General features: G+C 70.3%; 12 protein-coding genes. 6 read left to right on the top strand and 6 right to left on the bottom strand.

Annotated features, from left to right (window positions below; genetic code table 11):
• Positions 1 to 19 precede the first annotated feature (19 nt).
• From ABFT43_RS08875 to ABFT43_RS08860, 4 genes are all read left to right on the top strand, one after another.
• Positions 20 to 364 (top strand): UBP-type zinc finger domain-containing protein, encoded by a 345-nt coding sequence (locus tag ABFT43_RS08875; RefSeq protein ID WP_347959994.1) that lies wholly within the window; start codon positions 20 to 22, stop codon positions 362 to 364.
• 72 nt (positions 365 to 436) lie between these two features.
• Positions 437 to 2,083: a formate-dependent phosphoribosylglycinamide formyltransferase gene (gene purT, locus ABFT43_RS08870; RefSeq protein WP_347959993.1), complete on the top strand. Its 1,647-nt coding sequence runs from the start codon at positions 437 to 439 to the stop codon at positions 2,081 to 2,083.
• A 15-nt stretch (positions 2,084 to 2,098) separates the two neighbouring features.
• Positions 2,099 to 2,578: a DUF456 domain-containing protein gene (locus tag ABFT43_RS08865; RefSeq protein WP_347959992.1), complete on the top strand. Its 480-nt coding sequence runs from the start codon at positions 2,099 to 2,101 to the stop codon at positions 2,576 to 2,578.
• Positions 2,579 to 2,635: 57 nt separating this feature from the next.
• Entirely contained in the window at positions 2,636 to 3,538 is a 903-nt protein-coding gene (locus tag ABFT43_RS08860; RefSeq protein WP_347959991.1) for an LLM class flavin-dependent oxidoreductase, read from the top strand.
• Between the two features lie 10 nt (positions 3,539 to 3,548).
• On the opposite strand, the gene ABFT43_RS08855 is transcribed toward ABFT43_RS08860, so the two are convergent.
• Positions 3,549 to 5,381: an FUSC family protein gene (locus tag ABFT43_RS08855; RefSeq protein ID WP_347959990.1), complete on the bottom strand. Its 1,833-nt coding sequence runs from the start codon at positions 5,379 to 5,381 to the stop codon at positions 3,549 to 3,551.
• 166 nt (positions 5,382 to 5,547) lie between these two features.
• Here ABFT43_RS08855 and ABFT43_RS08850 point away from each other — a divergent pair, with 166 nt between their 5' ends.
• Positions 5,548 to 6,876: a ClC family H(+)/Cl(-) exchange transporter gene (locus ABFT43_RS08850; RefSeq protein WP_347959989.1), complete on the top strand. Its 1,329-nt coding sequence runs from the start codon at positions 5,548 to 5,550 to the stop codon at positions 6,874 to 6,876.
• Position 6,877: 1 nt separating this feature from the next.
• Here ABFT43_RS08850 and ABFT43_RS08845 read toward each other — a convergent pair whose 3' ends face one another.
• The 3 genes from ABFT43_RS08845 to ABFT43_RS08835 are packed head-to-tail and all read right to left on the bottom strand — an operon-like array spanning position 6,878 to position 9,842.
• A complete protein-coding gene (locus tag ABFT43_RS08845; RefSeq protein WP_347959988.1) occupies positions 6,878 to 7,708 on the bottom strand; it encodes an ABC transporter ATP-binding protein in 831 nt (276 codons plus the stop codon).
• Positions 7,705 to 8,802: a FecCD family ABC transporter permease gene (locus ABFT43_RS08840; protein ID WP_347959987.1), complete on the bottom strand. Its 1,098-nt coding sequence runs from the start codon at positions 8,800 to 8,802 to the stop codon at positions 7,705 to 7,707. The genes ABFT43_RS08845 and ABFT43_RS08840 overlap by 4 nt, the downstream gene beginning before the upstream one ends.
• Entirely contained in the window at positions 8,799 to 9,842 is a 1,044-nt protein-coding gene (locus ABFT43_RS08835; protein ID WP_347959986.1) for a FecCD family ABC transporter permease, read from the bottom strand. Before ABFT43_RS08835 ends, ABFT43_RS08840 begins: the two co-directional genes overlap by 4 nt.
• Before the next feature lie 188 nt (positions 9,843 to 10,030).
• Between ABFT43_RS08835 and ABFT43_RS08830 the strand changes: the two genes are divergently transcribed.
• The gene (locus ABFT43_RS08830; protein ID WP_347959985.1) at positions 10,031 to 10,519 is read left to right on the top strand and encodes a hypothetical protein; all 489 of its coding nucleotides are present in this window, start codon (positions 10,031 to 10,033) and stop codon (positions 10,517 to 10,519) included.
• A 111-nt stretch (positions 10,520 to 10,630) separates the two neighbouring features.
• On the opposite strand, the gene ABFT43_RS08825 is transcribed toward ABFT43_RS08830, so the two are convergent.
• Together ABFT43_RS08825 and ABFT43_RS08820 are read right to left on the bottom strand one after the other, a co-directional pair.
• Positions 10,631 to 12,028: an FAD-dependent oxidoreductase gene (locus ABFT43_RS08825; RefSeq protein ID WP_347959984.1), complete on the bottom strand. Its 1,398-nt coding sequence runs from the start codon at positions 12,026 to 12,028 to the stop codon at positions 10,631 to 10,633.
• Between the two features lie 191 nt (positions 12,029 to 12,219).
• Positions 12,220 to 13,245 carry an ABC transporter substrate-binding protein gene (locus tag ABFT43_RS08820; protein ID WP_347959983.1) on the bottom strand — a complete coding sequence of 342 codons (1,026 nt, stop codon included), beginning with the start codon at positions 13,243 to 13,245 and terminating at the stop codon, positions 12,220 to 12,222.
• Positions 13,246 to 13,252 lie beyond the last annotated feature (7 nt).

The raw sequence follows: 13,252 nt of genomic DNA, 5'->3' as shown, positions 1-13,252 counted from the left end.
CCCGTTGATAATGGGGAACATGCAGATCCTCCGACGGCTGACGCGCCGCTCACGGCCCGAACCCGACACCGTCGTGGACCCGTCGGCGCCCTGTCCCGAACTCGCCGAGGCGGCGGCCAATCTCCGGCCGGTCCCCGTGCCGCCGCCGGGGGAGAAGCTCTCCTGTGAGGGGTGCGCGGCCCTCGGAGAGGATCACTGGGCGCACCTGCGGATGTGCCTGAGCTGCGGCTACATGGGTTGTTGTGACTCCAGTCCGCGCAAACACGCGACCGCCCATTTCCATGACACCGGGCACCCGGTGATGCGGTCGGCCGAACCGGGGGAGAGCTGGCGCTGGTGCTATGTCCACGAGCTGATCGGTTGAGTCGGTCACACCGTCCGGCTCGGTGGTGTGAGGCGTGAAAGAACATGTACTGACGACAAGTAGGATTTGGGAATGACGTCGAACAGCGAGAGCGTGACCAGCGCAGATCAGCCGGCGCCCCTGATCGGCCCGCCGGACATCATCGGGACGCCGCTGAGTCCGACCGCGACCAAGGTGATGGTGCTCGGCGCGGGTGAGCTCGGCAAAGAGGTCGTCATCGCATTCCAGCGCCTCGGGGTCGAGGTCGTCGCCGTCGACCGCTATGCCGACGCGCCGGGCCAGCAGGTCGCCCATCACGCCGAGGTCATCGACATGACCGACAAGGAGGCGCTGCTCGCGGTCATCGACAAGCACAAGCCCGCCTACGTGGTGCCCGAGATCGAGGCGATCGCCACCGAGGCTCTCGTCGAGGTCGCCGAAAGCGGTGTCGCGGAGGTCATCCCGACCGCGGCCGCGGTCGTCGCGACGATGAACCGCGAGGGCATCCGACGCCTCGCCGACGAAGAACTCGGCCTGCCCACCTCGCCCTACCTGTTCGCCGACTCCCTCGAGGAGCTGACCGTCGCGGCCCGCCAGATCGGGTTCCCCTGCGTGGTCAAGCCGGTCATGTCGTCGTCGGGCAAGGGGCAGTCCGTGGTCCGCGGCCCCGAGGACGTCGCGACCGCCTGGGAGACCGCCAACACCGGCGGACGCGTCAAGGGCACCCGCGTCATCGTCGAGGGCTTCATCGAATTCGACTACGAGATCACCCTTCTCACGGTGCGCGCGATCGACCCGCGGACCGGTCTGCTGACGTCGCACTTCTGTGCGCCGATCGGCCACCGTCAGGTCGACGGCGACTACGTCGAGAGCTGGCAGCCGCACGAGATGAGCCCCGATGCACACGCTTCGGCGACCTCCATCGCCGCGCGTATCGCGACCGCGCTCGGTGACGGAAAGCTCGCCGGCCGTGGCATTTTCGGTGTCGAGCTGTTCGTCAAGGGAGACGACGTCTACTTCTCCGAGGTCAGCCCGCGCCCGCACGACACCGGCCTGGTCACGATGGCGACGCAGCGCCTGAGCGAGTTCGAGATGCACGCCCGTGCCATTCTGGGCCTCCCGGTCGACGTCACCCTGGCGTCGCCCGGCGCGTCCGCGGTGATCTACGGCCAGCTGAACGAGAAGGCGATCGGTTTCGAGAACGTCGCCGCGGCACTCGCGGTGCCGGAGACCGACATCCGTCTCTTCGGCAAGCCCGAGAGCTTCCACCGCCGCCGGATGGGCGTGGTGACCGCGACGGCCGACGACGTGCCGACCGCCCGCGAGCGCGCGGTGCGCGCCGCATCGCTGGTGCAGCCGGTGTCGGGGCGTCCCGCGGTCCGCAGGGCCACGGTGCTGCCCCCGCCGGTGCCGCCGCGCCGACCGGGTCCGCCCCCGGTGGCCCCGGCCGGCCCGCCGCCCGCGCCCGTCGCCGGTCCACCGGTCCCGCCGCCACCCGGGCGGCCCGTGCCGCCTCCTCCGCCGGGGCGTCCGGTGCCGCCGCCTCCCGGTCCGGCCCAGCCCGGTCCCCGTCCTGCCGCCGGGCCACGCCCCGGACCGGCCGGCGGCCCCGTGCCCCCGGGGCCGCGTCCCGGGGTCCCGCCCCGTCCGGCCGGCCCGCCGCGCCCGGCTCCGGTGATGACCTCGCTGTCCAAGTCCGGGGACCCCGACGACGCCGGCGCGCCCGGCACCCACAGCTGACGGGCACCTGCACCGGTGCCGTTCTGGGGGGAGCTGCTCGTCGCGGCCGTCGTTCTCGTCGGCCTGATCGGGATCGTCGTCCCCGTCCTGCCGGGCACCCTGCTGATCGCGGTCGCCCTGTTCGGGTGGGCGCTGGCCGTCGGCGGCTGGGCGTGGTCGGTGTTCGCGGCCGCGTCGTTCGCGCTGGCCGTCGGTGAGGTCGTCAAGTACCTCGTCGCCGGGCGTTCGCTGCGATCGGACGGCATCCCGAACCGGACGGTGGTGGCCGGCGGGCTCGTCGGCATCATCGGGTTCTTCGTGGTGCCCGTCCTCGGTCTGCTCCTCGGCTTCGTCGTCGGGGCGATGGCGTCGGAGCTCGTCCGCACCCAGAGCCTCGACCGCGCGTGGCGCGGTGCGGTCGCCGCACTCCGGGCGGCGGTGAAGACCGTCGGCATCGAACTGCTCTTCGCGCTGGTTGCGACCGCCATCTGGATCGGCGGCGCTTTCGCCTGGTGACGCCGGTTGTCTCGGATTGCGTGAAAACGGGCTCGCCACAGCGGGATTCGTGTGAGAATGGCGGCCGTGCGCATCGGGATGACGATGCCCGTGATGGAGCCGGACCTCGACGCCGACACGCTCCGCTCATGGGCCACCACCATCGACAACGGCCCGTTCAGCTCCCTCTGCTGGGGTGAGCGCATCGCCTTCGACAATCCGGAATGCCTGACCTTCCTCGGTGCCGCGGCCGCGTGGACGCGACGGGTCCCGCTGGTCATGACGGTCGTCGTGCCGCAGCTCCACGACCCGGTGATGCTCGCGAAGTCCCTCGCCACCGGCGACCTGCTCGCGGAGGGACGGCTCACCGTCGCGCTCGGCGTCGGCGGACGCCACGAGGACTACCTCGCCGTCGGCGCCGACCCGTCGACGCAGACCATGCGGCAGCTCGCCGAACGCGCCGAGACGATGAAGCGGGTGTGGGCGGGGGAGAAGCTCACCGAGTCGGTGCTGCCGGTCGGGCCCGCACCGCACCGGAAGGGCGGTCCGTCGTTGCACGTAGGCACCACCGGGCCCAAGACGATCCGCAGCGCCGCACGGTGGGCCGACGGCCTCGCCGGCGTCACCCTGGACCTCGACCTGCGCAAGCAGTCGGAACTGTTCGACGTCGCGCGGTCGGCGTGGGCCGAGGCGGGGCGGGACGCTCCGCACCTGGCGACGTCGTTCTGGTTCGCCCTCGGGGAGGGAGACGCCCCGCGCGCCCAGGTGACCCGGCACCTGCGTCACTACATGAACTGGATCCCGCGCGAGATCGTCGACGCCATCGCGCCCACCACCGGGTGGGCGGGTACCGAGACCGAACTCGCCGAGGTGCTGCGCCGCTTCGCCGACATCGGCACCGACGAGGTGCATCTCATCCCGACCAGTTCGGACCTCGACCAGCTCCGCCGGGCTGCGGACGTCGTGGCGGAGCTCACCTGATTCCTGCCGCCTACCCGGCGGTCGACGACTGCTCGGTCTCGGTGGGCCGCAGCATCGAACGCAGGTGCCGGATCGCGTCGTCGAGGCGGTTCACCGCCGGGTCGTCCGAGAGGGAAGAGGGGTCGGCGGGGGCGTGCAGGTGCCGCTCCCCGACACCGGCGCGCGTGGATTCCCCACGACTCAGCTCTTCGAGTTCCCCGGCGAGCTCCGAAAACCGCTCCGCTGCTGCGGAATCCAGCGACGTCGCCGATGCTGCGGTGATGGCGTCGGCGATGCTCTCCGCCGTCGCCACCACGGGAATCCACGCCCACGACTCGACGCCCGCGGGTGGTGGCTCGGACAGCGTGCGTTGCAGCGTCACCCGGGCATCGGACAACTGGTGGTAGGTCTGCAACCGGTGCGCGGAGATGGTCTCCTCGGGCGCCTGCGCCCCGACCTCACGGGCATACTCCGCCAACGACCCCAGCACGGAGACGAAGGTCGGGCCGATCCGCGCGTGCCGCGTCGAGGGCCACGGGAGATAACCGAGCACGACGACGATGAGCGCGCCGGCGGACGTGTTGATCATGCGCTCGGCCGCCAGGTCGAGGACCGTCGTGTCGTGGCTGCGCACCAGGTCGAGCGTGAACAGGATGACCGGGGTGAGGAAGAGCGTCTGGTAGAGGTAGGAGCGCCCCATCGCCCAGGGCATACACGCGGCGAAAACCCCCACCGCGCATGCGATCTCGATCGGACGGTCGATGACGACGCCGAGTACGGTCACCCCGAGCGCGGCGAGGATCGTCCCGATGCACCGGTTGACCGCCCGCGAGAAGATCGATCCGAGATCCGGTTTCATCACCATGGCGACGGTCAGCGGAACCCAGTACGGATGGCCGACCGGCGTGGAGAAGCAGACGACGTACGCGACGCAGATGCACAACGCGAAACGTCCGGCGGACCCGAGGAGTTCGTTGCCGGGCCAGGTGAGTCGACGTCGACCGGGATCGGGCATTCCCGTGCCGGCCACCGTCCCGCCCCAGATCGCCGCCTCCAGCGCATCGACCCGGTGCAGGGTCTCGTCGGTGTCGGGCCCTACCGTTCGGGGACCCGGCCGGCGGTCGGCCGCGACGGCCTGCCCGAACTCGGCCAACCGGGCCGCTGCGTGCCGGGCCTGCTGCGGCGTGGTCGCCGTCGACATCAGTCGTGCCATGAGTGCGTCGGCGGTGCGGATGACGGCGCCTGCACGATAGCTGTCGGCGGACGGGCCGGACGCCGTCGCGCGGTGCGTCACCGCCATCGAGGTGAGCTCGTCGATGGATTCCATCGCCGCCGCACGCAGCTCGGAGAGATCGTCGGAGCCGGCGGCCCGCGCCTCCGCCAGTGCGGTGAGAGCGGACATGATGTCCGCCAGTGCAGCGCGGACGGGGCGTCGACGATCGGTGAGCGCCTCGATGCCCAGCACCGCCGTGTAGAGCACACCGCCGGCCGCGACCAGCAGTGCCGAGCGCCAGTAGGGGTCCGCGGCGGGCACCCCGATCGAGACCGCCGACAGGATCATCGCCTGCATGCTGCCCATCGACAACGCAGCCGAGTACCCGCTGAGGATGCCGGCGACGAACGCGACCGCGGTCATCACCGCGACGGCGACCAGGCTGGGCACCTCCGACAGCGCGCCGAGCAGCACCGCCGATGACCCGAGCGGTGTGATGACCGCGCACTGCATGAAGCGCGTCCGGTAGGTCGCAGGCTTCTCGCCGGCGGCGAGCATCAGCGCACCCAGACTGATCCAGAGGCCGATCACCAGCTCGTCGACGGCCACCCCGACGACGAGCGGACCGGCGAGTGTGACCCCCGCCCGCACCGATCGGCCACGGGCTGGGTTCCGTGGCCACGAGCGCCCTCAACCAGACCGAGGGTCGCCAGTGATCCGGTTCGGCGGGAGGGGCCGGTGGACGGTTCTGTGCCACAGCCGCTCCTCTCGGTGTGGACACATCCTAAGGCCCCTCGGACGCGGTAGCTTTCCATCTGTGACCTCACCGAAGTCCGGCGACCGCGACCTGATCGGCCTGTGTGTCCTGGCCGTCGTCGCGGGCTGCGTGACCGGCGTGCTCGGCGGCGCCTTCCGCTGGTGCCTCGACCACGTCGACCGGTGGCGGCTCGAGATGCTCGACTGGGCGCTCGGACTCGGCGCTCCGGGCTGGCTCATCCCTGTCGCGGTCACCGCGGCCGGGGCGGCCATCGGCGCGTTCATCTCGCGCCTCGTGCCGATGTCGGCGGGCAGCGGCATCCAGCATGTCGAGGCGGTGGAGCGCGGCGAGGCGCGGCCGGCGCCGCTGCGGGTGATCCCGGCGCGGTTCGCCGGCGGCCTGGTCGCGATCGGCTCCGGCCTCATCCTGGGACGTGAGGGGCCGACGGTCCACATGGGCGCCGCCGTCGGCTCCGAGACGGCCAAGCGCGCCGACCTCGACGAACACGACGTGCGGGTCATGCAGACCGCGCTGTCCGGGGCCGGTCTCGCGGTCGCCTTCACCGCGCCGCTGGCCGGCGCGCTGTTCGCCTTCGAGGAGGTCGCCAAGTCCTTCCGCATGCGGTTGGTCATCCCCACCGTCTTCGCGGTCGCCGTCGCGGTGGCCTTCTCCCGCATGATCCTCGGTGACCGGCCGGACTTCGTCGTCGGCCCGGTGTCCACGCCCTCGATCACGCTGCTGCCGGTCTTCGCGGTGTTCGGCCTCGTCACCGGGGCGATGGGAATCGTCTACAGCCGCGCGGTCCTCGCGGCGATCGCGCTGGTCCGCAGGTTCGCGCACGTCCCGCAGATCGTGAAGGCCGCGCTCATCGGGGCTGTGGTCGGCGCCCTGATGGTGATGGACTCGGGTGCGGCCGGCGGCGGAGAAGGCCTCGCACAGAAGATCTTCGACGGTTCGATCGTGCTCCCGGTCGTCGCGCTGCTGCTCGTGGTGCGGTTCTTCGCGGGGCCGCTGTCGTATGCGGCGGGTACACCCGGCGGACTGTTCGCACCGATGCTCGCGCTCGGTGCGCTGTGGGGTGTGTTGTTCGCGGCGGGCTTCGATGCGCTGATCCCGCAACCGGATTCGACGCTGCGCGACGCGCTGGTCCTCACCGGGATGGCGGCGTTGTTCGGCGCGGTCGTCCGGGCGCCCCTCACCGGCATCGTCGTGGTGATGGAGATGAGCGCGACCACCACCGTCGCGATCCCCATGCTCGCCGCGACGGCGGCCGCGGTGCTCGTCGCGCACCTGGCGGGTACGCCGCCGGTCTACGACTCGCTGCGGGAACTGATGCTCGCGGACGATGCCCGGCGGAAGGGGGATTCCGGGGAGGGCGCCGCCCCCTGAGTCACAGGCCGCGTGTGTGAGCGTCCAACGGGACGATGAGCGGGCCACCCGACACCGGGTCGGTCATGACGTGCGCGCGCAGGCCGAACGCCTCGTCGAGCAGCTCCGGGCCGATGACGTCCGAGGGGGCGCCGGAGGTCACGATCGCTCCGTTCTTCATCACGACCAGCGAGTCGCTGTAGCGCGCCGCGAGGTTGAGGTCGTGCAGCACCATCACCACGGTCTTGCCGTGCCGGTCGCGCAGCCTGCGAACGAGGTCGAGGACGTCGATGGAGTGCGCGAGGTCGAGGTAGGTGGTCGGTTCGTCGAGCAGGATGAGGTTGGTGCCCTGTGCGAGGGTCAGCGCGATCCACACCCGCTGCCGCTGGCCACCCGACAGCGCGTCGAGGGTGCGGTCGGCCAGGCCGAGGGTGTCGGTCATCTCCATGGCCTCGGCGACGGCGGCCTCGTCGGCGGCGGTGGCCTGCTGATACCAGCGCTGATGCGGATGCCGGCCCCGGGCGACCAGGTCGGCGACCGTCAGGCCCTCGGGTGCCACGGGGTTCTGCGGCAGGATCGCCAGGGTCCGGGCGACCTGCCTGGGCCGGAGGCGGGTGATGTCCTCGCCGTCGAGGTAGACGGTGCCGGACCGCGGAGGCAGCAGGCGTGCGAGGCAGCGCAGCAGCGTCGACTTGCCGCAGCCATTGGAGCCGATGATGGTGGTGACCTTGCCGTCGGGGATCTCGATGTCCAGGCCGTCGATCACCACACGCTGGTCGTAGCCGACGGTCAGGCCGACGCCGCGCAGGCGGGAGGCCGGCGAGCCGGTCGCATCGGTGCGGGGCAGGGTCATACGGTCGCCTTCCGGGACATCATGATCATCAGGTAGATGAGGAACGGGCCGCCGATCGCCGCGGTCACGATGCCGACCGGGAGACCACCCGGCAGGACCGTGCGGCACAGCAGGTCACCGCCGAGGACCAGCGACGCGCCGACGAGCCCGGACAGCAACGGGGTCGGCACCGCGGTCCCGGCCAGGCGCAGCGCGATCTGCGGGGCGAGCAGCGCGACGAAGGCGATCGGACCGGCCGCGGACACGCAGAGCGCGCTGACCGCGACCGCGGTCAGCAGCAGGGTCGTCGACACCGCGCCGGTACGCACGCCGAGCCCGCGGGCGAGATCCGGTCCGAGACTCAACATCCCGATCTGCCGGGACAGCACCACCACCACGACGACGCCGACCACGACCGCGCCCACCACGGGCCACACGTTGGACCATCCGACGTTGGCGACCGAGCCGACCAGCCAGACCTGGGCGCGGCCCACGTCGCGGATGTCGGCGCGGGTGAGCAGGAAGTTCGTCATGGCCTGCAGCAACCAGGTCATGCCGACGCCGATCAGCACCAGCCGGAACGGGTTGATGCCGCTGTTGGCCTTGCGGCCCGGCCATGCGAGGACGTACATCACCACTGCCGTCAGGAGACCGCCGAGCAGCGCCGACGTGGCGACGCCGAGGTCGCCGAGCCATCCGCCCCAGCCGGTCGTGGAGAAGGCGATGGCCGCGACCGCCGCAGCGCTTGCCCCGGCGGTGATGCCCAGGATGTCCGGGGTGGCCAGCGGGTTCTGCGAGATGAGCTGGGTGAGCGAGCCCGACATCCCGAGCCCGATGCCGACCAGCAGGCCGACGAGGGCGCGCGGCAGCGCGACGTCGAAGACCACCACGTTCTCGACCCGGGTGCCGCCGCCGAGGAGGATCCGTGCGACGTCGACCGGGGTGAGGGGGAAGTCGCTGACGCCGACACCGGTGAGGAACAGCACGACGGCGGCGATCGCCGCGACCAGCGCGACGACGAGCATCCGCGGACGGACGACGAACGACGCAGGCCCGCCGGCGATCCGGAACCCGCCGGGGTGCGGTGCGACGGCAGGGGTCTTCAGTGCGCTCATACCGATGCCAACCTCCGCCGGCGGACCATCGCGATCAGGAACGGCGCGCCCACGACCGCCAACATCACTCCCACCTGGACCTCGCCCGGGCGTGCGACGATCCGGCCGAGGATGTCGCAGCCGACCAGCAGGATGGCGCCCAACAGTGCCGAGTAGGGGATGATCCAGCGGTAGTCGGCGCCGACGATGGCCCGGGCGATGTGCGGGACCACCAGCCCGAGGAACACGATGGGACCGCATGCCGCGGTCGCGGCGCCGATCAGCAGGGTGATCGTCAGGATGCCGAGGCCGCGGATGAGCATCACGCGCGAGCCGAGCGCCTTGGTCATGTCGTCGCCGAGGCTCAGGACGTTGAGGAAGAACCCGCTGGCCAGTGCCAGGATCAGGCCGATGGCGATGAACGGCAGGCTCGCCCAGAACACGTCGATGCCGCGCCCGGCCGTCGAACCGACGCTCCAGAACCGCCACTGGTCGAGCGACGCGGTGTCGACCAGCACGATCGACGACGTCACGGCGGTGAGCATCGCGGTCAGCCCCGTGCCGGCGAGGACGAGGGTGAGCGGACTCGAACCGCTCAGCGCGGACAGCCCGAACACGACGGTCGCCGCGATGATCGCACCGAGGAGCCCGAAGAACATGAAGGCGACCGGGCTGGTGATCCCGAGCAGGTAGATGCCGCTCACGACCGCGCACGCAGCGCCGGCGTTCACACCGAGCATGCCGGGGTCGGCGATCGGGTTGCGCGTGTGGCCCTGCGTGATGGCGCCCGCCGCGCCGACCGCGAGACCGGCGGCGAGACCGAGGAGGGTGCGGGGGATGCGGAGGTCCCAGACGATGCCGTCGATGTCGGTGTCCTTGGGGACGTGCGGCATCCGAAGGCCGATGACGGAGTCCCAGACCTCGCCGAGGCCGGTGGAGAAGCTCGACCAGACCGCGCCCAGGGGCACCGGGCGGGTGCCGAACATGACCGACGCGATGACCAACCCGAGGAGTGCCGCGATCAGCACGGGAATGCCGAGAACACGGAGGGGTTGGCGCACGAAGGGTCACCTTACCAATCGAGGTCATCGCGGCTTCGGCACCCACTCGGTTATAAAGTTCGCATAACGAAAGACCCGTGGTCGCCGGGCCGCGACTGTGTCTGCGGTAACACTGCGGTCGGTGCGGGTCGATAGTCCGGATGACGTCAGGGCTTCACGCACTGGGGCTTCCAACACAAGGAGGATCGATGAAATCGTTCAAGCGAGCCGTCGTCGGGGTGCTGGCCGCGGCAGGTGTGGCAGCTGGATCGCTCGTGGGCGTGTCCGAGGCCCGGGCCGCAACGCCCAACCTCGTGTTGACCGGTGGCGTCTACTGCCAGTTCGCACAGCCGGGCACCGAGTGGAAGAACGCATGGAGCATGACCCGCTTCATGACGGTCACCGCGCGTGGCGCCGACTTCCCGAACGTCACGCTCCAGGAGATCGGCGGCGCGACCAAGTTCACCAGGAAGCTGGAGAAGGACAAGTCGATGACCATCAAGACCACCTGGTTCGGCTGCTTCCCGTCATCGATCTCCGGCTACACGATCTCCGACTACGCCGAGAACCTGCTCGACAACGCAGGGTTCTGGTGGAACGTTCGCCGCATCGACAATCCGTTCAATCGCTTCTCGCCCGGCTCGCAGTCGGGTGGCGGCGTGAATGTCGCAGGGACGCCGGAGATCCCGGCTCGCTGACATGCGCACGGCTCGACGACCTCGAGCCGAAGACGCACCGACAACGCACATACGCGAAGAGGGCGACCGGTCGAAAACCGGTCGCCCTCTTCTGTTGTCGGATCCGTCGGACTAGCCGGTCGGGCGCGCGACCTTGTGCGGCTCCGATGCGGCGAGCATCTCCTCGCGTTCGACGACCTTGATGCGCTCGCGGCCTTCGGCCGCGCCGAGAGCGCGCTCGTGCTCGTCGAGGCGGTACCAGCCGTCCCAGGTGGTGAACGGGATGTTCTTGGCCTCGAGCAGCTCGACGACCGAGTCCTCGGAGGGGTCGGCGGGCTCGAGGAGCCTGCCGGCCTCCATGTCCTTGAGGATGCAGTCGACGGTCTCGTTGGCGTCGCCCTTGGTGTGGCCGATGAGGCCGACCGGGCCGCGCTTGATCCAGCCGGTGGTGTAGATGCCGGTCAGTTGCTCGCCTTCGTCGAAGACACGTCCCGCCTCGTTGGGGATGACGCCGGCCTGGGCGTCGAACGGGATCTCGGGCAGGTTGTCCGACAGGTAGCCGACCGCACGGTAGACCGCGCCGACCTCCCAGTCGGTGTACTTGCCGGTCGGCTTGACGTTGCCGGTGCCGTCGAGCTCGGTGCGTTCGGTGCGCAGGCCGACGACCTTGCCGTTCTCGCCGAGGATCTCCACCGGGCTCTCGAAGAAGTGCAGGAACAGCTTGTGGATCGCACCCTGCTTGGGCTCGCGGATGGCGTAGTTCTCGATGATCGTGGCGACCTGGTCGGTGATCTTCGAGCCGCGCCGGGCGACGACCGAGCCCTCGTCGTACTCGATGTCCTCGGGGTTGACGATGACCTCGATGTTCGGCGAGTGGTCGAGCTCCTTGAGCTCGAGCGGGGTGAACTTCGCCTGGGCGGGGCCGCGCCGACCGAATACGTGGACCTCGACGGCCTTGTTGGCCTTGAGTCCCTCGTAGACGTTGTGCGGGATCTCCGTCGGCAGCAGTTCGTCACCGGTCTTGGCCAGCACGCGCGCGACGTCGAGGGCGACGTTGCCCACGCCGATGACGGCGACCTTCTCGGCGTCCAGCGGCCAGGTGCGCGGGAAGTCGGGATGCCCGTCGTACCAGGCGACGAACTGGGCGGCGCCGTAGCTGCCCTCGAGGTCGATGCCGGGGATGTTCAGGGCGCGGTCGTCGGTGGCGCCGGTGGAGAAGATGATCGCGTCGTAGTGCTGCTTGAGCTCATCGAGGGTGATGTCGGTGCCGTAATCGACATTGCCGAGCAAGCGGACCTGCGGCTTGTCGAGGACCTTGTGCAGGGCGGTGATGATGCCCTTGATGCGCGGGTGGTCGGGTGCGACGCCGTAACGGATCAGCCCGAACGGAGCCGGCATACGCTCGAAAAGGTCGATGCTGACGCCGCGATCCTTCGCGGTGTCGGACTTCATCAACGCGTCGGCGGCGTAGATCCCCGCGGGACCCGCACCGACGATCGCAACCCGAAGCGGGCGGCTGTTGTCGCTCATGGAGTAGGTGTCTTCCGTTGTCGGCGCGCGCAGACACGAAACTCGACGGATTCGCAAGTCGGCACGCTTGGGTGTGGCCTATCTCTTCTACGGTAGGCGTTCGGTGTCCCCGGCCAAAATTGCCTGTGAGGTAATCCTCACTTTCCGAGTTCGGCGTGATCGGGGCGGTTCAGGACGGCCCCTGCGCGTTTTCAGCGTTTTGTCGCGGCCTCCGCGATGGGGCCGACCGCGGCATCCGCGACCCACGGGATGGTGAGGACGGTGGGCACCGACATCGCGGTCCCGACATCCTGGGGCAGGTACACGACACGGCCCGAACGTGCGACCTCCAACCGTTGGAAGGCGGGACTTGCGCGCAGCTTGTCGTTGGCGCCCTCCCAGTCGACCGCGATCACCAGGTCGGCGGCGTCGAGCCGGTTCAGGCTCTCGGCCGGGAGATCTCCGTAGAAGCCATTGGTGATCACGTCGTTCAACGCCGGCGGGAACTGCAGACCGTACCCGGCGACGGTCTGCCCGCGACCGTCCTCGGGACCGTAGACCGAGACCCCGCCGGTCGGACTCGCGGTGACCACGACGGCCGTCTTGCCGGCCAGCATCGGGTTCTCCGCGCGAACCCCGGCGAGGAAGTCGTTCGTCTCGTCGACCTTGCGTTTTGCGTTCGCCGGCTGCCCGATCGCGGTACCGATCTGGATCGTCTGCGCATCCCACGGCACCTGCCACGGCCGATACTGCGCGGGCCGCAGGATCGTCGGCGCGGTCTTGCCGAGCAGGTCGAACTGGTCGCGCGTCGGATCGGCGCCCACCGCGGTGATCAGGTCCGGGCCGGTGGCCAGCGCCTTCGGGATCTCGTCGCCGAACGCCGACGCGGTGTTCGGCAGCACCACCGGCTCGCTGTCGCCGATGAGCTCCGCATTCCACGGGGCGGTCGCCTGATCCGGGTCGGCGAACGGCGCGATCGTCGTCGGGACGACGCCCAGGGCAAGGAGGGTGTCACCGTCGCCGACGCCCATCGCGGCGATCCGCGTCGGCGCGCGCTCGACGACGGCGGGCGCATAGACCTGCTGCACCGTCACCGGGATCGCACCGGCCTCGGGGGCGGGGACCCGCGCGGCATCGTCATGGGAGTCCTCCGCGGGAGCAGAGCAGGATGTGGCGATCAGGGCGGCGGCCGACACGGTCAGCAGCACGCCCGACAGCCGAGGGTTTCGCAGTCGCATGGGAGTC

Source organism: Gordonia aurantiaca (genome assembly GCF_039939235.1).
Classification (GTDB): domain Bacteria; phylum Actinomycetota; class Actinomycetes; order Mycobacteriales; family Mycobacteriaceae; genus Gordonia.
This window is presented reverse-complemented; position numbering and strand designations above follow the sequence as displayed.

What these genes read in the sequence shown, in the direction of transcription:
- ABFT43_RS08875 (WP_347959994.1), top strand. Translation starts at nt 20, where the DNA reads ATGCAGATCCTCCGACGGCTGACGCGCCGCTCACGGCCCGAACCCGAC.
- purT (WP_347959993.1), top strand. Translation starts at nt 437, where the DNA reads ATGACGTCGAACAGCGAGAGCGTGACCAGCGCAGATCAGCCGGCGCCC.
- ABFT43_RS08860 (WP_347959991.1), top strand. Translation starts at nt 2,636, where the DNA reads ATGGCGGCCGTGCGCATCGGGATGACGATGCCCGTGATGGAGCCGGAC.
- ABFT43_RS08845 (WP_347959988.1), bottom strand. Translation starts at nt 7,708, where the DNA reads ATGACCCTGCCCCGCACCGATGCGACCGGCTCGCCGGCCTCCCGCCTG.
- ABFT43_RS08840 (WP_347959987.1), bottom strand. Translation starts at nt 8,802, where the DNA reads ATGAGCGCACTGAAGACCCCTGCCGTCGCACCGCACCCCGGCGGGTTC.
- ABFT43_RS08830 (WP_347959985.1), top strand. Translation starts at nt 10,031, where the DNA reads ATGAAATCGTTCAAGCGAGCCGTCGTCGGGGTGCTGGCCGCGGCAGGT.
- ABFT43_RS08825 (WP_347959984.1), bottom strand. Translation starts at nt 12,028, where the DNA reads ATGAGCGACAACAGCCGCCCGCTTCGGGTTGCGATCGTCGGTGCGGGT.
- ABFT43_RS08820 (WP_347959983.1), bottom strand. Translation starts at nt 13,245, where the DNA reads ATGCGACTGCGAAACCCTCGGCTGTCGGGCGTGCTGCTGACCGTGTCG.